Here is a 19,339-nt window from a genome sequence, read left to right as displayed (position 1 = left end):
GTTGGGACGCTGCTCCCTACGGTGTGTCGGGACGCTGCCGTCGCCAGACCGCCCTCGTCGCTTCGGTCGGCCGGCGTCACTCCTCGACAGTGTCTCCACCGTGCTCGGACACGATATCCAGAAACTCGGTGACTGCGGCGTTGAACGCCGCGGGTTGCTCGACCATCGCCAGGTGTGCAGCGTCCTCGAGCGCCGCGATCCAGGCGTCGTCGATCTCCTCGGCGAGGTACTCGTGGTATCTCGGCGGCGTCAACTTGTCGTACTCGCCGTGGACTGCGAGAACGGGACAGTCGATCGCCGACAGCTCCTCCCGGACATCGAACTCGTGACACGTCAGGAAATCCCGGTGGGTGACGGCCCGGCCGGTGTCGCGGAGTTGGTCGATCGACTCCTCTCGGAGTTCCGGGTCGGGATCGTGAAAGAGTCGATCCGGCCCGTGGAGGAACTCGATCGCGCGCTCGAAATCGTTTTTCAGCCAGTCGAGGAGGTCCTCGAGGACGCCCAGTCGTGCGCCCGTCCCCACCAGCACGGCGGCGTCGATATCGGGGTCGCGCTCGATCAGGAGTTGCATGACGATGGCCCCACCCAGCGAGTTGCCAACCAGAACCCTGCTCTCGGTCGCCTCGACGACGGCCAACACGTCGTCCGCGTACGCGGAAAGCGTCGTGTAGCCGGGTTCGGCATCGATATCGTCGGATTCGCCGTGACCGCTCAGATCGAGCGTGACGACGGGATTCCGATCGGCGAGGCGATGCTGGGCGGACCAGACGTCACTCGACCCGCCGCTCCCGTGGACGAAACAGATCGGCGGGCCGTCTCCGCCGCGGTCGGCGACGTCGTAGGCCGTCTCTCGGCCGTGGTGTGTTACCGTCTCCATACTCGTTCGAACGAGGGGTGGTGGCTTAAATTCTCGAGAAGCGTCGAACCGATACGAGTCCCTGCTCAAATCGTTCCGAGTCCGAATCGGAACCGACCGGTGGACGAACTCGCGAGCGTACACAGGCTGATCGGCTCGAGCCCCGTTCTTCGAGGGAACCCACCGGTCGACCTGGCTCCCAATCCGGTGTGAACTACGAACAATGCTCTTTCTCTGAAAACGGTCCCGTCTACGCCTTAGTGGGCGAAAGATTTATATACTCTGTGCGCTTACTTTGGGTTAGTTGAAGCATGACACTCGAACAATTCACCCGAGACGAAGGGCAGGTAGCACGCCAGTACCAGTACGACGAGTGCGCGGTGCTGGCCGTCGACTTCGGGGCCAGCGAAACCGAGGCCTCCGTTGACCTCGTCGACGACACGGTTATCGTGGTCGTCGACGACGAGCAGTACGAATTCGATCTTCCCGACGGTGCAGGCGACGCGCACATGTTTATGAAAAACGGCGTCCTCACTGTCGAGCTAGAAGGTGACCTATGAAACTCACAGTTAAACCACTGAAACAGAAAGACGCCGGACGTGGACTGGCCGCGATCGACCGCGTATCGATGCGCGAACTCGATCTCGAGAACGGCGACTACATCGTCATCGACGGCAAAGGCGACAGCCAGGCCGTCGCGCGAGTGTGGCCCGGCTACCCCGAAGACGAGGGTCGCGGGATCGTCCGAATCGACGGTCGCCTCCGACAGGAGGCCGACGTCGGGATCGACGACCGCGTCGAGATCGAACCCGCGGACGTCAACCCCGCCAAGTCGGTCACGGTCGCGCTCCCGCAAAACCTCCGCATTCGCGGGGATATCGGCCCGCTCGTCCGCGACAAGCTGAGCGGTCAGGCCGTCACCGAAGGGCAGACGGTCCCGTTCTCGCTTTCCTTCGGCCCGATGGCCAGCTCCGGCCAGTCGGTACCCCTGAAGATCGCGAGCACGTCGCCGTCGGGCACCGTCGTCATCACGGACTCGACGAACATCGAGATCTCCGAGACGCCCGCCGAACAGGTTAGTTCGAGCGGCCCCGGCGGCTCCGCCGAGGGCGTTCCGAACGTCACCTACGAGGACATCGGTGGCCTGGACAGCGAACTCGACCAGGTCCGCGAGATGATCGAACTGCCGATGCGCCACCCCGAGCTGTTCCAACAGTTAGGGATCGAGCCGCCGAAGGGCGTCCTCCTGCACGGCCCGCCGGGCACCGGGAAGACCCTGATGGCCAAGGCCGTCGCCAACGAGATCGACGCCCACTTCGAGACGATCTCCGGACCGGAGATCATGTCGAAGTACTACGGCGAGAGCGAGGAGAAGCTCCGCGAGGTCTTCGAAGAGGCCGAGGAGAACGCTCCCGCGATCGTCTTCATCGACGAACTCGACTCGATCGCCGCAAAACGTGAAGACGCCGGCGGCGACGTCGAACGGCGCGTGGTCGCTCAGCTCCTGAGCCTGATGGACGGGCTCGAGGAACGCGGCCGCGTCACCGTCATCGCCGCGACGAACCGCGTCGACGACATCGACCCCGCGCTCCGCCGCGGCGGTCGGTTCGACCGCGAGATCGAGATCGGCGTCCCGGACAAGGACGGCCGCAAGGAGATCCTGCAGGTCCACACCCGCGGCATGCCGCTCGTGGACTCGGTCGATCTGGACCACTACGCGTCCAACACGCACGGCTTCGTCGGCGCCGACCTCGAGAGCCTCGCCCGCGAGAGCGCGATGAACGCGCTGCGTCGCATCCGTCCCGACCTCGACTTAGAGGAAGACGAGATCGACGCCGAGGTGCTCGAGTCGCTGCAGGTCACGAAGGCTGACTTCAAGGAGGCGCTCAAGGGCATCCAGCCCTCCGCGATGCGCGAGGTCTTCGTCGAAGTTCCCGACGTCACCTGGAACGACGTCGGCGGACTCGGCGATACCAAAGAACGCCTCCGCGAGACGATCCAGTGGCCCCTCGACTACCCCGAGGTCTTCGAAGCCATGGACATGGAAGCCGCCAAGGGCGTCATGATGTTCGGTCCGCCGGGCACGGGGAAGACCCTGCTCGCGAAAGCGGTCGCCAACGAGGCCGAATCGAACTTCATCTCGATCAAGGGCCCCGAACTGCTGAACAAGTACGTCGGGGAGTCCGAGAAGGGCGTCCGCGAGATCTTCGAGAAGGCGCGGTCGAACGCACCGACCGTGATCTTCTTCGACGAGATCGACTCGATCGCTACCGAACGCGGGAAGAATCAGAGCGACTCCGGCGTCGGCGAGCGGGTCGTCAGCCAGCTCCTGACGGAGTTAGACGGGCTCGAGGAGCTCGAGGACGTCGTCGTCATCGCGACGACCAACCGTCCCGACCTGATCGACAAGGCGCTGCTCCGACCGGGCCGCCTGGACCGTCACGTGCACGTCCCCGTTCCCGACGAGGAGGCGCGCGAGAAGATCTTCGAGGTCCACACCCGCAACAAGCCACTGGCCGACGCGATCGACCTCGGCTGGCTCGCAAGCGAGACGCAAGGCTACGTCGGCGCCGACATCGAAGCGGTCTGCCGCGAAGCCTCGATGGCCGCCAGCCGCGAGTTCATCAACTCCGTCGATCCCGAGGACATGGCCGACTCCGTCGGTAACGTCCGCATCAGCAAGGAACACTTCGAACACGCGCTCAGGGAAGTCCTCCCGAGCGTGACTCCCGAGACGCGCGAGCGTTACGAGGAGATCGAAGAGCAGTTCCAGCAGGCCGAACCGGCTCAAGAACAGGATCAACTCGGCCGCACCTTTCAGTAAGGGCGGCCCTGAGCGATCGAGAGCGGACTGAGACGTTCTCAGTTACCGCGTGCGATTTTTCTGACGAATCGAACTCCGTAGAGCAATGGCTCCGGCGAAATGGACTCGAGTCAAACTCACTTGTTCGACCGGGTCTCGGAGGACGACTGGCGACACCGGTCTCGAGCGACGACCAGTCGGCAAAGTGGCTGCTGAAGTCAGTCAGGGAGCCTCCGCGAACGGAGCTTGCGAGTCGGTTACTGCGCGAGTTCGGCCGACGAGTCCGCGAGGTCCTCGAGAACCTCTTCGGCGTGTCCGTCGGGTGTAACGTCCTCGTAGACCGCTTCGATGGAGCCGTCCGGGCCGACGACGTACGTGTTGCGGAAGACGCCGTCGAAGGTGTTACCGAACATCTGTTTCTCGCCGTAGGAGTCGTACAGCGTCGCGACCTCCCCGAGTTCGTCCGAGAGGAGATCGTACTCGAGATCGTACTCCGCGGCGAACGACTCGAGATCCTCGACCGGATCGTCGCTGATGCCGACGACGTTCACGCCGCGGTCGTCGAACTCGGCGAGCGCGTCGTTGAACCCGCAGGCCTCGGTGGTACAGCCGTCGGTGTTCGCACGCGGGTAGAAGTAGACGACGAGTCGCTCGCCGTCGAAATCTGAGCGGCGAACGGTCTCGCCGTGCTGGTTAGATAGTTCGAACTCGGGTGCTTCGTCGCCGACGTCGAGCATAGCCGTCTGTTAGCGAGGGTCGATGTATGCGTTGTGGTTTAGGGCCGGCCCGGTTTCGGATCGATACTCGCGTTCGGTATGGTGCGTGGATACAGCAAACGGACGTTGTTTTCCAAGCAACTTGTTCTGAATCACCCGATCAACGGAGGTCGATCATGATTCATATGTTGGTCTTGCCCGATTCGAGTGTTTGCAGGATCTGTCGAGCGAACGTTTGCCCACTACCCTCAACTGGACTCAAGCAGTTCGGTAGCAGCGTCAGAATCTTTCCAAAGGACAGCATCTCCACTACGAGAATCGTAGTCGATAAACAGTTCCTCGCTGAGCATGGGGAGATGGTGATGGTGTAACGCTATTTCAATCTGTGTAGGGTCGTCTTGGGGAACCGTCTCGTCCCGAGCGAGAGACTCTGCCAATTCTTCTTGTCGCAAAATATCGTGGTCAACGAGCATTGACACCACTCGGCGGCGGGCAGGATGAGTAAGTGCTCCGGTTGATTGTAGCGCGTAGACACAGACCTCATCGATCAGACTGGCAAACACGAATACTCCCTCGACAAGTGTTAAGGGCATTACGAGTGAGATTTCCTTCGAAAACGCATGAGTGTTTGGGAGGCTTTGATTATAACTCCATATCTTTGCTTAGTTCTTGCCACCATTCTCAGTTAGTGCAAAAATAACGTTGCTTTTGTACAGTGGATTTTTCACATGCCTATAGGGTGTGATGATCTGATCAATCTACTGCAGATTATCGTAGCCACTGAACGTCACTGCACACCTGATCGCACGACTACCGTACGATCAGTGTGTAAATCGTTTCAGTTGTCACGATATCTGGATTGGCCAGTCGTTTCAGACTGATTAGTCACCAATCTGTGCCACCTTTTTGCCTTCTATTCAGCAGTAGCTCATCAGCAGTATCAGCGACTGATGGAACGCTTGGCGATCAATAAACGAACTCTGTGAGAACAGGCTCAGAAGTCTCGGAGCGTCCGTGAGGAGAAGTCGATTGGAGAGATTGTAGAAATCACCGCAGCCAGTGTGTACAGCCCGCTCGAGCGGACCGGATACTCGTGACTAAACAGGTTCAGAGATGCTACTCGAGCGATTCGGCGGCTTCCTGCTCGAGCAACGGCGTCGCGTTCTGCTCGGGCAGCGTGACGATGTCGTCCGTCGAGAGCGAGTACTCGCGGTCGTCGACGCCGAGAATCGAGCCGATATCGCGAGTGATTTTGACGGTGACGCGGTCGACGTCGGTATCGTCGGCATCGTTCGCATCCCCGTCGCCGTCTGAATTGCTATCGACGTCGTCCGGCGGTGCCGGAGCCCCCTCCGACGGCGACGCTGAGTCGTCAATCTCGGGTCCGTCGCCGCCCATGACGTCCGCCGGCGTGACGCCGCTCGAGCTGTCGGACCCATCGACGGCCGTCTCGCTCCCGCCGGATTCGGACCTCGAGTCGGCCTCGGTCGGCGCATCCTGCGATGGCACCGGTGGCGCGTCCTCGGGCGGGGCTTGGGGGTCCGTCGTGCCGGAATCGTCGACCGGATTGACGGCCGTGGGGTCGCGTTCGACAGTCGCGGGATCGGGGTCGACACCGGCGTTGGCATCGGCCACGGGATCGGATCCGTCGCTGCCACCGGCCCCAGCCTCGGTCTCGAGGCCCTCCAGCACGTCGAGCACGCGCGTTTTGTTCGACGAGATTCGATCCACGAGGTCCTCGAAGAGGTCGGCCTCCTCGGCGGTCAGCCCGTCGTCGTCGGCCGGCATCCCCGCCGCGGCGAGGCTGGCCTGCTTGACGAGTTTGCCCATTCGTCGTTCGTAGACGGCTTCCACGACGTCCTTGGCGGTCTCGATCTCGTCGGTGAGTCGCCCCACTTCGGGCGACGAAAAGGGGTCGTCGGCCTGTTCGGCGACGCGGTCGCGTTCGTCCTCGAGATCCGCGATGTACTCGCCGACCTCCTGATAGAACGAGGGGCGCAGATTCTGGAGGCTATCTTTCTGGCGCTCCTTGCTCTGGACCGAACGCAACTCGTCTAGATTCATTCTTTCTCCTTCTCGGCGCGGCCGCGTGCCATCAGGAACACGGCAACGTACTCTGGTAGTGACTGGTCACCCTCCGTGACCGTAAAACTATCCCCCCCAAGTTCGACCTCGCCGCCGCGGGTCACGTCGACGGTGATCTCGTGGCCCCGGAACGTCTCGGGGACGGCGTCGACTAAGGGGTCGAAGTCCGCGATTTCGTCCCGCTCGAGTCGCAGCGTTTTCAGTCCGCTGCCGCCGTGGAGACTCCCCGGCAGGCGGATGAGCCGGTTCGTGTCGGTCGTCACCGGCTCGTCGATCGGCGCGTTGTCGCGCTCGACCGCCTGTGCGGCGAACCGTTCGGCTAACTGCGAGACCGCGGTGTGGACGGTGACGTTGCCGGCCTCGAGCTGTTCGCGGTTGTTGCGGGCCGCGTTGAGCGTCGCCTGCGCTTTGCCCTCGCCGATGCCGTCGAACTCCTGCAGGCGCGCCAACGCGTCCTCGTCGTCCAGTGCGAGCAATTCGTCGATGTAGTCCAGTAGATGGGCGTGAGTCCGCTTGCCCCACCCGCCGTCGATCTCGAGCGTTCGTCGCTCCGTCGGCGTCTTTCGCCCGAGCCCCGCGACGGTCTCGGTCTCGATCAACTCCTCGTACTCCATCCCGATACCGCGAACGTAGTCGACGATCTCGCGGCGGTGTTCTCGGTCGAGGTGGAGCACGTTCTCGTCGCGAACGTGGACGTGATAGCCGCGGCCACCCGAGAAGACGAACTCGAGTTCGTCGAAGCCGAAATCGTCCTCGAGAAACTCGATCAGTCGGAAGAGGGCGTCCTTACACTTCGAAAGCATCTCGGCGTAGGAGTCCTCGCCGAGGGTCACACTCGGCAGGTGGTCCGCGTCTAGGTCGAAGACGAGATCCGCGGACTGCCAGTCTTTCGCGTGCATCGAACTGGCACCGGGATCGCGAAATCGCCCCGCCGAGAAGTAGACGTGCTGTGGACGTTTGCGGACGAGAAATTCCGAGAGATCGCCTAACTCGAGGAGCGACCGGTGGCGGACCATGGTCGTATCCGGCCCTTCGGTCCAGGGAATGTAGCCCCACTCGCGTTCGTTGGCCGCGGGCGGCGGCGTGATCTCCGTCCGCCGGTAGTGATCGCGAAATCGACCGCGAAGATAGGCCCTCGTTCGCTCCTCCATGCGTCTCGGGTAGTCGTGCGTGCGGGGGTATAATCCTGCCGAATGGGCGACTCCGAACGCACCTATTTCCGTCTCGTGGTCCTCCGTTAGCGTGAACCGATGCTCGGATCACTGCACATGGGCTGGCGGAACGTGCTCTTCGCTAACTGGCCGGTCGATCCGGCCGCGGTCGAGTCGCATCTTCCGGAGGGGCTTGCACTCGACACCTACGACGGACGGGCGTGGCTCTCGGTCGTTCCGTTCACGAACGTCGACGTCCGGCCGCGGAGACTTCCGTCCGGCGTGGGACTTCCACTTCCCGAACTCAATCTCCGGACCTACGTGAGTCACGACGGCACGCCGGGCGTGTACTTCTTCAGCCTCGACGCGGACGGACTCCTCGCGGTGCTCGGCGCTCGAGTGTTTCACCACCTGCCATACTACTACGCCAGCATCGATCTTCGTGGAGAAAACGGTCGCGTTCGATTCACGAATCGCCGTCGTCATCCGGGGGCCAGACCGGTTCAGTTCGACGCAGCGTACGGCCCGATCGGCGACCGGTATGCCGCCGAACCGGACACGCTCGCCGCATTTCTCACGGCGCGTTACCGCTACTACACCGAAGCCCCGGACGGATCGCTTCGCTACGCGACCATCGATCACGAGCCGTGGCCGCTGTACGACGCCGCCGTCGACCTCGAGGCCGACGCGCTCTTTCGGGCGAACGGCTTCTCGACGCCGGAGTCTGAACCGGTTCACTTCTACAGCCCTGGCGTCGAGACGATCGCGTCCGAGAGCAAACCGGTCGCTGGCACGGGGGAAACGATCGAGGAGGTGTAACGAACCGAGACAGCTTCTCGGCGCGCTGAGACTCGCTGTAACAGTTATCCGGACACACCGTGTACAACCTGACAGTCAATGATCGCACTACTGACGAACGCGATCGACGAGGTCGACCTGGAGCACGAACTGGTTCAGCGGCTCGCTCTTGAAGCGGTTCGTGCGGGGTTGGAAACGCCGCTCCGAGAGCCAATTCTCGAGGCCATCGACGAAACGACGGCTGAACCGCTCTACGAACGGCGTGACGACGACTCGACTGCGGACGACGAATCGGCCGTAGACGCCGTATCCGATACCGGGAGCAAGAGCCGGCTCAGGATGGCCGCTCAGGGACTGATCGTCTTCGCCGTACTGTTTGTCGTCCTGTACGTCGCCTTCAGAGTCCTGCTCGGCGCCGACGCGGCCGGGGAGTAACCCGTGACGGATCGAACGTCCCGGTTCACCGTTCGATCGACGTATCCGCCGGCGGCGGTGCGAACGGCTCTCCCAGCGACCGCCGATCGATGACACGCGTCGACGTTCTCGAGCAATTTCGAGCGGCGTCGTCGAACTGAGCGATTCTACCGGCGGAAACCGTGGCCCGCACCCCATTTGTCGGCGCGTCGTTCTCACGCTCGGTTCTTGACGGGAGGGAAACGTACTCCGTCTATATCGTCTCTCACGACGTATCTAACGGTATGTCTACGTCAATCCGATCCCGTCGACTCCCGACAAGCCAGCTTCTCCTCGGAGCCGCAGTCGTCATAGTAGGCGTCCTGCTCTTGCTTGAGACGACCGGCGTCTCGCCGGTGGGGAGCCTGCTGGTGTTCGTCCCGTCGCTGTTCGTCGTCGTCGGCGTCTGGGCGCTCGTTCTGAGCCGGTTTCGAAATGTCGTCGGTCCGGTCGTCCTGATCGGCGTCGCCGGTGCGTGGCAACTGGTCGCACTCGAGTACGCGACCGTCGACCAGGTCGTCGTCTTCTGGCCGGTGTTCGTGATTGCCTTCGGCCTCTCGATCATCACCGGCCAGTTCCGGTCGCGAGTTCGTGCGACCGACGATGCCTTCACGTCCGCGTTCGCCGCGTTCGGCGGCGTCGAAAAGCGAAACACCTCGAGGACGTTCGCCGGCGCCGATCTGACGGCCATTTTCGGCGGCACCGAACTCGATCTTCGCGATACGGAGATCGAGAGCCGACCGGCACGGATCAACGCCGTCGCGCTGTTCGGCGGGGTCGATATCATCGTTCCCCGCGACTGGAACGTGCGGATGGACGTCCTCCCGGTACTGGGCGGAGCTGCCGACGATCGGCCGCGCCGTGAGGGCGATCACGACGAACTCGATCTCGTGGTCACCGGCTTCGCCGCGTTCGGCGGCGTCTCCGTGTCGGACTGATCCGCGCTTCGCTGGCCGCCAGTCAACTGCGGTCCGTGAATTGTGACGGATCGATCTCGGCGGTACCGAAACGCCGCAACGACTCGGTTTCGGGTCCCCGTCGATATCGGTCGCTCGTCAGGCGCGCTCGAGGGATCCCGATCACGACGACTCGAGTTCCGTTTCGATCCCGTCGGCCGCTTCGATGCGTTCCGTCAAGTGTCGGACGAATCGGGCAGCGGGCGCGCCGTCGACGACGTCGTGGTCGAACGTCACGGTGAGGCTCAAGAACTCTCGAGGCACGATTTCGTCGTCGACGATCCCCGGCTTCCGTTCGATTCCACCGACCGTGAGCTGGAGGGTATAGTTCGTCGGGCTGATGCCCCAGCCGCCGGTACCGAACATTCCGACGGACGTTACGGCGACGGTGCCCGCGATGCGTTTCCACCGCCGTGGAAACAGCTGCGGAAGGCGCCACAGCTGCCGCCGAATGGGGCCGGGTAGGCGGAGACCCAGAGACGCCATTCTCGTCCGTCGTCCGTCGGTCGGATCCGTCTGGGCCGCTCGTATCTCGTCGTGGATAGACTGCAGTGAACGCCGGTCGGCCGCTCTGATGACGTGTGGAACCCCGATCCGCTCGCCGTCTATCTGCCGTTCGACGAGGACGTTCACGTCGACATCGTCGAACTGGACGGTCCGACCTCGCCAGTCCCGGTACGCCTGAACGTGGGGATGGGCGTCGATGGATCGAGCCAGACACCACACGAGAAACGCCGTGAACGAGAGCCGTTCTCCCGTGTTCGATTTCCGGTCGCGAATGTGCCGTTTCGCCTCGGTGACGTCGACCTCGACGAGTCCGTGAACGATGCTGCGCCGGCCGGCCATCCGCATGTAGTCGACGGTGCCTCGACGCTGGAGTGAACCGGCCTCGAGCGTTTCTCCGTGCTCAGTCATGTGCGTCTTAGGGTGGCACGGGACATACGCCTTGGTCCTCGTGGCCGTTCTGCTGAACGATAGCTACGAGTCTGCTCCTGACCATCCCTCAATGGCCGGACTCACGTCGCACATCACGGTCGAAGCTATCGCGACCCGGGACGGGAACGGCTCGAGCGCTGTCGGACCCATACGAGACCGAGTTCCAGTTTACACCGATTGAAAAACAGCCGCTCTAGCGGCGCATCAGTTCCGAAATCTTGTCCGTAATGCCGACGTCGGAGCCGAGTTTTAGGTAGTAGGCGTCGCCGCCGTCCTCGTAGTAGTCGTCGATGCGGCGTTTAATCTCGAAGCCGAGGTGTTCGTAGAACTGGAGGGCGTTCTCGTTGCTCGTCCGGGCGTGACAGGTGATCGTGTCGTGGTCTTCGGCCACGCGGGCGACGAGCTGTTTACCGATGCCCTCGCCGCGGAGCTCCGGGGAGACCGCCAGAAAGAGAATGTAGCCGTCGCGTCGAACAGCCGCAAATCCGATCAGCTGCCCCTCTCGGACGTAACAGTGGACCGTCGAGCGACGGTACGCGTCGGAGAAAAAATCGTGGCGCTGTTTGAGGACGCCTTCCCGCTCGTTGATCTCCTCTTTGAGCTGCCAGGCTGCGTCGACGTAGTCGTCACTCCCCGGCGTGACGACGCAGCTGTCGATGTTGACGCTCACTGTTTCACCCTACCAGCGTCGTCAATATAATTCCACCGGCACTCGGCGATTCGTACCGGCAAACGAGTGACTCGATTCGAAAATCGGTCGGATGATCGCTCGTCGATCAGTATGCATCGGTGGGACCACGTGCTGGGGAGATCGTAACTCGGCGCTATTCTCGACGAGACCGACGAGCATACCATCCCAGTCTCCGAACGCGTAGCCAGCAACCGATGACACGAACACAGAACGGACGATTCGAACTCCGCGACCACACAGCGGACGTCGCGGTCGCCGCGACCGGTGACACGCTCGAGGCCGTCTTCGCCGCGGTCGCCGACGGGCTCGCGGCCGCCTCGGCCGACGAGATTCCCGACGAGGTCGGGGACCGGTTTTCGCTCTCCATCAGCGCGGAAAATCGCGAGGCCCTGTTGTTCGATTACCTCGACGAACTGATCTACGAACGGGACGTGCGGGCGGCGTTGCCGGTCGACCACTGCGTCGAGCGGATCGAGACGGCCACCAAGAACGGTGCGGGAGCCGGCACATCGGGTGACGGTGAGACCGAGTGGACGCTCGAGGCCAGCACGCGCGGCGTCCCGTTGGACGAGGTCGACGCCCGCGAGGTAAAGGCCGTGACCTACTCGGAGATGCGCCTCGAGCGAGTCGATGCCGATGCGTCCGACGAAGGCGGCTGGGAGGCCTACGTCGTCTTCGACGTCTAACCCGTCAACGCTGGAACTCGTCCGTCTCCGAACAGCACCGGAACTCGTCCCTGATTGTTTCGCACGCGGGAACAGCAGACGTGTTTTCACGATCGACGCTGTACGCCTGGTAGTGGTTCAGAGACGCCGCCGCGTGTCGAGACATCTCGCAGCTGGTATCGCTTTCTTCACGCTGATCGCCGTCGGAACGGTAACCGCACACGAGGAGTACGTCGTCGACGAGGAACGCGACGTCGACGTCGCGACGTTTTTCGGCGACACGCTCACTGACCCGTTCGTCGTTGGTCCCCTACTTACGGGCGCGCTCGTCGTCGTCGCAGTCGTCGCGGGCTATCTCCGCCTCCGGCCGTTCCAGCGCGACCTTGCCGCGTTCCAGACGGCCATGGGGGAGTACACCGACTACGTCCCCTGGCTGTTGCGCATCTCGCTGGGAATCCCGCTGATCGGTGCCGGCTTCGCGGGCTACTTCATCAGTCCCGCACTCGAGGTCGATCTGCGCATTCTGCAGGTGGCGCTGGGCTTCTGTCTGCTGTTCGGACTCGCGACGCGGGTCGTCGCGCTCGTCGCGCTCGCCGCCTATCTCGTGGGCGTCGTGATCTGGCCCACGCTGCTCCTGCAGTTGGAGTTCGTCGGCGGCCTGCTCGCTGTCGCCCTGATCGGGAGCGGCCGGCCGAGCGCCGATCACGTCCTCCAGCGGGTCGCGGGGACGCGGGGGACCGTCTACGGGCGAGTCGATCCGGTGTCCAACCGCGCGCGAACGCTACAGGAGCGGGTCGACGGCTATCGACGATACCTGCCGACTGTCGTCCGACTCGGGTTGGGATCGACGTTCGTCTATCTCGGCCTGACGCAGAAGCTCCTTCAGCCGGGCCTCGCGCTCGCGGTCGTCGATCGCTACGATCTCGCTGCGACCGTCCCCGCCAGCCCCGAGCTGTGGGTCCTGGGCGCGGGCCTCGCCGAAGTCGCCCTCGGACTGGCGTTGATCGCCGGCCTGTTCACCCGCGCCAGCGCCGGGACGGCGATCGTGGTCTTTACGCTCACGCTCTTTGCCCTCCCCGACGATCCCGTGCTCGCCCACGTTACGCTGTTCGGGATGGCCTCCGTCTTGCTCATCACTGGCGGTGGTCCGTACGCCGTGGACGGCCATCTCGAGCGAGTCGCGACCGACGCCGACGAACTCGAGGCGATTCCCACCGGCGGAGACTGACGGACCTGCCCCTGTTCGATCGACCGCAGAGACGAACTTCTTTCACCGTCCGGCGTCCAGTTGTGCGTATGAGCAATACCACGTTCGACGCCGACGGCATCACGCTCGAGCAAGTGCGTGAGTACGTCTGGGAGATCCCACAGGAGGGCGACATGCGCGTCCCCGCGCGAGTGCTCGCGAGCGAAGCGCTCCTCGAGCAGATTCAGGACGACAAAACGCTCGAACAGATCACAAACACGACCCATCTACCCGGAATCACCAACTACGCGATCTGTATGCCCGACGGCCACCAGGGCTACGGCTTCCCCGTCGGCGGGGTCGGTGCGCTCGACGCCGAGAACGGCTGTATTTCACCGGGAGCGGTCGGCTACGACATCAATTGCGGCGTCCGGATGATGCGGACGAATCTGACCTACGACGAGTTGCAAGGAAACGAACGGGAGCTCGTCGACTCGCTATTTACCAACGTTCCGTCGGGTCTCGGCGGCGGCGGCATCGTCGAAGCCGGCGTCGACACCGTCGACGAGATCCTCGCTCGCGGGGTGGACTGGGCCCTCGAGAACGGCCACGCCGTCGAAGAAGACCTGCTCCACTGCGAGGACGAGGGAATGCGCGAGGGCGCGGATCCCGACAAGGTGAGTCAGAAGGCCAAGGACCGCGGGAAGAACCAGATCGGCTCGCTCGGGTCGGGGAATCACTTCCTCGAGGTCCAGCGCGTGACCGACGTCTTCGACGGCGACGTGGGCGCGGCGTACGGCCTCGAGGAGGACCAGATCGTCGTCCTCATTCACTGCGGTTCGCGCGGACTGGGCCACCAGACGTGTAACGACTACCTGCGCAAGATCGAGAAACAACACCAGGGGCTCCTCGACCAGCTCCCGGACAAGGAGCTGGCGGCCGCGCCGGCCGGCTCGCAGCTCGCCGAGGACTACTACGGCGCGATGAACGCGGCGATCAACTTCGCGTGGGTCAACCGCCAGCTGATCATGCACCGCACGCGGGAGGTCTTCGAGCGCGTCTTCGACCGCTCGTGGCAGGAGATGGAGATGGAGCTGCTGTACGACGTGGCGCACAACATCGCGAAGAAGGAGACGCACACTGTGAACGACGATGGCGAACAACGAGAACTCTACGTCCACCGCAAGGGCGCAACGCGGGCCTTTCCCGCAGGCCACCCCGAAGTCCCGGCGGCCTACCGCGACGTCGGGCAGCCCGTCATCATCCCCGGCAGCATGGGCGCCGGCAGCTACGTCCTCCGGGGCGGCGAGAACTCGATGGAGCTCACGTTCGGCTCGACGGCCCACGGCGCGGGGCGGCTGATGAGCCGCACGCAGGCCAAAAACGAGTTCTGGGGCGGCGACGTCCAGCAGGACCTCGAGGACCAGGACCAGATCTACGTCAAAGCGCAGTCGGGCGCGACGGTTGCCGAGGAGGCACCGGGCGTCTACAAGGACGTCGACGAGGTCGTCCGCGTCTCGGACGAGCTCGGCATCGGCGACAGGGTAGCGCGGACGTTCCCCGTGTGTAACATCAAGGGGTGACGGCAACGTCGGACCGCTCTTCGTTCGATACGGACGAGAGAACTGCCTCCGACTCGAGAATCATCGCTTAGACTCGGGAGTTACTGCCCCCGACTCGAGAATCATCGCTTAGACTCGGGAGTTACTGCCCCCGACTCGAGAATCATCGCTTAGACTCGGGAGTTACTGCCCCCGACTCGAGAGTTACCGTCGGGTACGACGTGGAGCACCACAGACGGACCGCCGTACGTCGGTTCCGGAGCGACCGCAGGGTGACTTTGCGGTCCTCCGAGAAAGGGGTACAGCAGATCGTCTCACGAGTCGCGGAGCGAGTTGCGTGCGATCGAGCGAGCGATCGATAGATCGAGTTCGTCGAACGTATCGTCTTCCTCGAGCGTCTCGAGGACGGCCTCGACCGGTTCCGTGAACGTGAACACGAGGTGGACGCCGCTTTTGAATCCGCCGCTCGTTCGCTCGCTCTCGAGAACGCCGTACGTTCCCGCCTTGTTGATGTGGCTGTTGACCGTCTCCTGAGTATAGACGTCACGGTCGGTTCGCTGACAGATCTCTCGATACAGCGTGTAGACTGCCGGACTCGGAGCGGCCCCGTTATTCACGTCCGCAACGACCGCCGCGGCGTAGAGCGAGAGCTTCTTTTGGAGCGTCATTCCGCCGACCATCTCGAGCACTCGGTTTTTTACGACCGAATCGTTGGCTGCGTGCACGTGCTGCTCCGTGACCTTCGTCTCCCCGTTCCGGTTCGCGATTTCGCCCGCGTCGCGAAGCAGGTCGATCGCCCGCCGTGCGTCCCCCTCGTTTTTCGCCCCGTACGCGGCGACTAGCTCGATGACGCCGTCGTCGAGCGCACCCTCCTTGAACGCGTCGCGTCGACGGTTGAGAATCTCGATGAGTTCGGTCGCGTCGTAGTCGGAGAAGTGGATTCCGGTCGGATTGTACGAGCTATCGGTCCGGCTATCGAGGTTCTCGCGGAACTTGGGATGGTTGGTGATCACGACCGTCGAGACGAGCGTATCCACGTGTTGTTCGGCCATCACTCGGCTCAGGCTGTACAGCAACCGGGAGTACGCGGGCTCGTCTTCACCGACGCGACCGGTGAGCGCATCGATTTCGTCGAGAACAAAGACGAGCGCGTCGAAATGTCGGTCGACGATCTCGTAGAACCGAACGTATTTCGCGTCGGTGGAGACGCCTTTTCGCGGGATGTCCCACGCGACTCCGGCTTTGTTCGCGGTCTGATGCCCGAGTTTCCAGACGGCGCGATCCAGCGAGTGCGACTCCATCGTCTTGAAGTTCACGGCGACGAAGTCGAAGGCGATCTCGTTCTGCGTGGCGCGTTCTTTCACCTTCTCGGCGACCGCCTTTACGGTGAGACTCTTCCCGGTACCGCTCGGACCGTACAGTAAGAGATCCGGGGGGCGTTCGCCGTCGAGGGTGTCACGAAACGCGCGCGCTTCGGCCGCGAGTTGTTCGTCGCGACCGTAGATCCGATCGTGATCGACGATCGTATTCGAGTCGACGAGTCGCTTGTTCTCGAAGACGGTCTTCCGTTCGCCATCGAGGATGCTATCGACGATGGACGACTCGGGGGAGTGGGTCGTCCCATCGTCGTTCCCGTCTCCTCGAGCAGTCGATGGCTCCTGATCCATTATCGGCACTGCTCACGAAGCTGCAATACCTTTTTCGAAATGAGTGGACTGTGGTCGTAATGAAGGGTCCGTACTCGAAATGATCCGGCGCAGCCGCGTCGGTCCCGAAGCGAGTCGACTTCCGGCGAAATGAAGACACCGTTGTCGAAATGAAGCTCAGACGCCCACCGTCTCCGAAATGAAGACACTGTGTGCGAAATGAAAGCCGAAACGGACCGTGGTCGAAATGAGCGCACCGTTGTCGTAATGAAATCGGTAGGGCGAGAGACCGTCTGGCCGTACCGGACCAGTCCCACACCGTGATCGAAATGAAATGGAGAAATGGAGGGGGGAGTGACCGGCAATAGCGAAATAGGGAGCCCTGTGACCGGTGTTCGAGCACCCCAATCGAGATGAATTGCGCGAAGTCTCGTGCTGAATCGGTATTTCCATCATCGATGCCAGCTCACGAGACAAAAACCGGATACGCCGGCCGGATTTCATTTCGATCACGGTGTGTGAGTGTCGTCTGACTAGATCCTACTAGGAGGAGTTTCATTTCGAATACGGTGTGAGGGACGGATCGGAACGGAGATACGACGTTCTCCGAATCGCTTCAGTCGAAAGGCACGTCCCCGTTATTTCAACCGAAACGGATTGTCGTCGTCTTCATCGTCCGCGTTACCGTCACCGTCCTCGCTCTCGTACGGCTTTCGCGCCGTGATCGTCACCGTCGCCTCGGGATCGTCCTCGTCGGCCCACGGGCTGTCGTACGCCGAAATCTCGAGATCCGTCACGTCCCAGCCCTCCGCTTCGATGAGTTCCACGAGGCGGCGCTGGTCCTCAAGCATGTCCTCGTCCATGCGATAGCGTTCGACGGTCGGTCGGGTAGGTCTTGTGCCGACCGCCTCCGGCCACGCTCGACCGATTGGAATCCGCTCGAGCGACGACAACATGCGATTACCGTTCGTCTCCGGAACCGACGTCAATGGCCTCCTCGACGAGGGTCTGGTGGGCGCGCCGGAGCCGTTCGGAGAGCGCCTGATGGGAGATATCGAGTTCGTCCGATAGCGTCTCCATGTCCATGTCGCGAGGAATCTGGTAGTAGCCCCGGTCGAGCGCTTCGACCAGCGTCTCGTACTGGGCGTCGGTCAGCCCGTAGAGGCCGTGCCTGTCGTCCTCGAGCTGGTGGATCTTCCGGATATCGACGGTCAGCCCGTGGTCGGTCGCGAAGTCGTAGGTGCTCGAGAGCGAGTCGCGTTCGGGGAAGAGCACTCGGAACCGCCAGTGGGTCCCCTCGACGCTCGCGTCCAGGATCGTCGCCTTTTCCTCGGTCAACAGGTGGATGATGACGGTGACGTCGTCCACCCAGTTCAGCCGGTAGAGCCGTTCGTCGTCGAGGTCGGTAAGGAGTTCGTACTCGTCGACGCTCGGATCGTCCGCAAGCGCGTCGTCGAGCGTCTCGAGGGTCGATTCGTCGCCGTCGAACCAGACGTACGGCATGACGTAGTCGGGATCGTACGCGACGACTCGTTCGATCTCGACACCGACGGGATCCGTGGCCTCGAGCGACTCTCTGAGCGCGAACTCCTCGGCGGGAATCGTCAACTCTGCGATCGTACTCATGGCGGCCACTACCACGTCCATCCCAAATAGTAATCGATTCGAAACCGAGATCGATTGCGCCTCGACGACCCGAACTGAGAGGCAACGGAGAAATAGCCCGCTCTCTGTCACGAATGAAACCAAAATCGGTTGCGTGACCGTGAGAACACCCAGCGTGCTTAAGCGGATCCGCCTGCAATCGGGTGGTATGCTCACCGACGAGTTCGGGCGGGAGGTAACCGGGGTTCGGGTTTCCCTCACCGATCGGTGTAACTTCGACTGCGTCTACTGTCACAACGAGGGACTGGGCGACACCCGCGGACCGATGGATCCGCAGGACGACGAGATGTCGACCGACGACGTCGTTCGCTTCCTCGAGGTCGCCGCGGAGTTCGACGTCGACGCGGTCAAGTTCACCGGCGGCGAACCGATGCTCCGACAGGATCTCGAGGAGATCATCCGACGAACGCCAGACGGGATGGAGACTTCGCTGACGACCAACGGGACTTTCCTCCCGGGTCGCGCCGAGGCCCTCGTCGACGCTGGTCTCGAGCGAGTCAACGTCTCTCAGGACGCGCTCGATCCGAAGGACTTTGCGGCGGTGACCAAGAGCGGGGCCTACGACAAGGTGCTCGAGGGCGTCGACGCGGCGCTCGAGGCCGGCCTCGATCCGGTCAAACTCAACATGGTCGTCTTCGAGCACACCGCGGGCTACGTGCCGGAGATGGTCGACCACGTCGCGGAAAACGAGGGGCTCCAGCTCCAGCTGATCGAGTATATGCCCGAACTGACGGGCAAACCGGAGTGGAACATCGACATCCAGCGCGTCCACGACTGGCTGGCCGAGCAGGCCGTCGAGATCGAACACCGCGAGATGCACGACCGGAAGCGCTACTGGGTCGGTGGCAGCGACGCGGCGGATATCGAGGAACTCACGCCGGATTCACCCGGCGTCGGCATGGTCGAAATCGTTGATCCAGTCGAGAACGCCACGTTCTGTGCGAACTGTCATCGCGTCCGTGTCACCCACGAAGGCTACCTAAAGGGCTGTCTTAATCGCAACGACGACCTGAAGCCGATGGGGGAGATGACCAAACCCGAGATCCGCGAGGCGTTCCGCGAGGTCGTCGCGAACCGGGTTCCCTACTACGGCGAATACATGGTCAGAAACGGCGACGGAGAGTGGGAGCTCAACGACGAGTATGTCGGCGAGTACGCCGAGATCTGAGC

General features: G+C 62.7%; 19 protein-coding genes. 9 read left to right on the top strand and 10 right to left on the bottom strand.

Annotation, left to right across the window (positions count from 1 at the left end):
- Positions 1-76 precede the first annotated feature (76 nt).
- The gene (locus ACSFC5_RS06840) at positions 77-877 is read right to left on the bottom strand and encodes an alpha/beta fold hydrolase (protein ID WP_440764473.1); all 801 of its coding nucleotides are present in this window, start codon (positions 875-877) and stop codon (positions 77-79) included.
- A gap of 290 nt (positions 878-1,167) precedes the next feature.
- Between ACSFC5_RS06840 and ACSFC5_RS06835 the strand changes: the two genes are divergently transcribed.
- Entirely contained in the window at positions 1,168-1,416 is a 249-nt protein-coding gene (locus tag ACSFC5_RS06835; protein ID WP_440764472.1) for a DUF7127 family protein, read from the top strand.
- Positions 1,413-3,680: a CDC48 family AAA ATPase gene (locus ACSFC5_RS06830; RefSeq protein ID WP_440764471.1), complete on the top strand. Its 2,268-nt coding sequence runs from the start codon at positions 1,413-1,415 to the stop codon at positions 3,678-3,680. Before ACSFC5_RS06835 ends, ACSFC5_RS06830 begins: the two co-directional genes overlap by 4 nt.
- A gap of 236 nt (positions 3,681-3,916) precedes the next feature.
- Here the strand turns inward: ACSFC5_RS06830 and bcp are convergent, their stop codons facing one another.
- The 4 genes from bcp to priS all read right to left on the bottom strand — a co-directional run bounded on the left by bcp (position 3,917) and on the right by priS (position 7,611).
- Positions 3,917-4,396: a thioredoxin-dependent thiol peroxidase gene (bcp, locus tag ACSFC5_RS06825; protein ID WP_440764470.1), complete on the bottom strand. Its 480-nt coding sequence runs from the start codon at positions 4,394-4,396 to the stop codon at positions 3,917-3,919.
- A gap of 227 nt (positions 4,397-4,623) precedes the next feature.
- Entirely contained in the window at positions 4,624-4,968 is a 345-nt protein-coding gene (locus tag ACSFC5_RS06820; RefSeq protein ID WP_440764469.1) for a DUF7344 domain-containing protein, read from the bottom strand.
- Positions 4,969-5,491: 523 nt separating this feature from the next.
- On the bottom strand, positions 5,492-6,439 hold the full coding sequence (locus tag ACSFC5_RS06815) for a hypothetical protein (protein WP_440764468.1): 948 nt from the start codon (positions 6,437-6,439) through the stop codon (positions 5,492-5,494).
- Positions 6,436-7,611 (bottom strand): DNA primase small subunit PriS, encoded by a 1,176-nt coding sequence (priS, locus tag ACSFC5_RS06810; protein WP_440764467.1) that lies wholly within the window; start codon positions 7,609-7,611, stop codon positions 6,436-6,438. The genes ACSFC5_RS06815 and priS overlap by 4 nt, the downstream gene beginning before the upstream one ends.
- 99 nt (positions 7,612-7,710) lie before the next feature.
- Here priS and ACSFC5_RS06805 point away from each other — a divergent pair, with 99 nt between their 5' ends.
- The 3 genes from ACSFC5_RS06805 to ACSFC5_RS06795 all read left to right on the top strand — a co-directional run bounded on the left by ACSFC5_RS06805 (position 7,711) and on the right by ACSFC5_RS06795 (position 9,800).
- Positions 7,711-8,430: a YqjF family protein gene (locus ACSFC5_RS06805; protein ID WP_440764466.1), complete on the top strand. Its 720-nt coding sequence runs from the start codon at positions 7,711-7,713 to the stop codon at positions 8,428-8,430.
- Positions 8,431-8,508: 78 nt separating this feature from the next.
- Complete coding sequence (locus ACSFC5_RS06800; protein WP_440764465.1) at positions 8,509-8,844, top strand: hypothetical protein; 336 nt, start codon at positions 8,509-8,511, stop codon at positions 8,842-8,844.
- A 263-nt stretch (positions 8,845-9,107) separates the two neighbouring features.
- The gene (locus tag ACSFC5_RS06795) at positions 9,108-9,800 is read left to right on the top strand and encodes a LiaF transmembrane domain-containing protein (RefSeq protein WP_440764464.1); all 693 of its coding nucleotides are present in this window, start codon (positions 9,108-9,110) and stop codon (positions 9,798-9,800) included.
- A gap of 141 nt (positions 9,801-9,941) precedes the next feature.
- Here the strand turns inward: ACSFC5_RS06795 and ACSFC5_RS06790 are convergent, their stop codons facing one another.
- Both ACSFC5_RS06790 and ACSFC5_RS06785 read right to left on the bottom strand, forming a co-directional pair.
- Positions 9,942-10,733: a 2-oxo acid dehydrogenase subunit E2 gene (locus ACSFC5_RS06790; RefSeq protein WP_440764463.1), complete on the bottom strand. Its 792-nt coding sequence runs from the start codon at positions 10,731-10,733 to the stop codon at positions 9,942-9,944.
- A 214-nt stretch (positions 10,734-10,947) separates the two neighbouring features.
- On the bottom strand, positions 10,948-11,424 hold the full coding sequence (locus ACSFC5_RS06785; protein WP_440764462.1) for a GNAT family N-acetyltransferase: 477 nt from the start codon (positions 11,422-11,424) through the stop codon (positions 10,948-10,950).
- A gap of 215 nt (positions 11,425-11,639) precedes the next feature.
- Here ACSFC5_RS06785 and ACSFC5_RS06780 point away from each other — a divergent pair, with 215 nt between their 5' ends.
- From ACSFC5_RS06780 to ACSFC5_RS06770, 3 genes are all read left to right on the top strand, one after another.
- Positions 11,640-12,131, top strand: a complete 492-nt coding sequence (locus ACSFC5_RS06780) for an archease (RefSeq protein ID WP_440764461.1) — start codon at positions 11,640-11,642, stop codon at positions 12,129-12,131.
- A gap of 133 nt (positions 12,132-12,264) precedes the next feature.
- Positions 12,265-13,338, top strand: a complete 1,074-nt coding sequence (locus ACSFC5_RS06775; protein ID WP_440764460.1) for a DoxX family protein — start codon at positions 12,265-12,267, stop codon at positions 13,336-13,338.
- Positions 13,339-13,406: 68 nt separating this feature from the next.
- Positions 13,407-14,879, top strand: a complete 1,473-nt coding sequence (locus ACSFC5_RS06770; protein ID WP_440764459.1) for an RtcB family protein — start codon at positions 13,407-13,409, stop codon at positions 14,877-14,879.
- 293 nt (positions 14,880-15,172) lie between these two features.
- Here the strand turns inward: ACSFC5_RS06770 and ACSFC5_RS06765 are convergent, their stop codons facing one another.
- The 3 genes from ACSFC5_RS06765 to ACSFC5_RS06755 all read right to left on the bottom strand — a co-directional run bounded on the left by ACSFC5_RS06765 (position 15,173) and on the right by ACSFC5_RS06755 (position 18,130).
- Positions 15,173-16,525 (bottom strand): Cdc6/Cdc18 family protein, encoded by a 1,353-nt coding sequence (locus ACSFC5_RS06765; protein ID WP_440764458.1) that lies wholly within the window; start codon positions 16,523-16,525, stop codon positions 15,173-15,175.
- A gap of 617 nt (positions 16,526-17,142) precedes the next feature.
- Positions 17,143-17,367 (bottom strand): hypothetical protein, encoded by a 225-nt coding sequence (locus ACSFC5_RS06760; RefSeq protein ID WP_440764457.1) that lies wholly within the window; start codon positions 17,365-17,367, stop codon positions 17,143-17,145.
- A gap of 97 nt (positions 17,368-17,464) precedes the next feature.
- The gene (locus ACSFC5_RS06755) at positions 17,465-18,130 is read right to left on the bottom strand and encodes a helix-turn-helix domain-containing protein (protein ID WP_440764456.1); all 666 of its coding nucleotides are present in this window, start codon (positions 18,128-18,130) and stop codon (positions 17,465-17,467) included.
- A gap of 187 nt (positions 18,131-18,317) precedes the next feature.
- Here ACSFC5_RS06755 and moaA point away from each other — a divergent pair, with 187 nt between their 5' ends.
- Complete coding sequence (gene moaA, locus ACSFC5_RS06750; RefSeq protein ID WP_440764455.1) at positions 18,318-19,337, top strand: GTP 3',8-cyclase MoaA; 1,020 nt, start codon at positions 18,318-18,320, stop codon at positions 19,335-19,337.
- Positions 19,338-19,339 lie beyond the last annotated feature (2 nt).

This window comes from Natronorubrum marinum, from assembly GCF_052040125.1.
In the GTDB taxonomy this organism is placed as follows: domain Archaea; phylum Halobacteriota; class Halobacteria; order Halobacteriales; family Natrialbaceae; genus Natronorubrum.
Note: the sequence above shows the minus strand (reverse complement) of the source record. Positions and strands in the feature narration are given on the sequence as shown.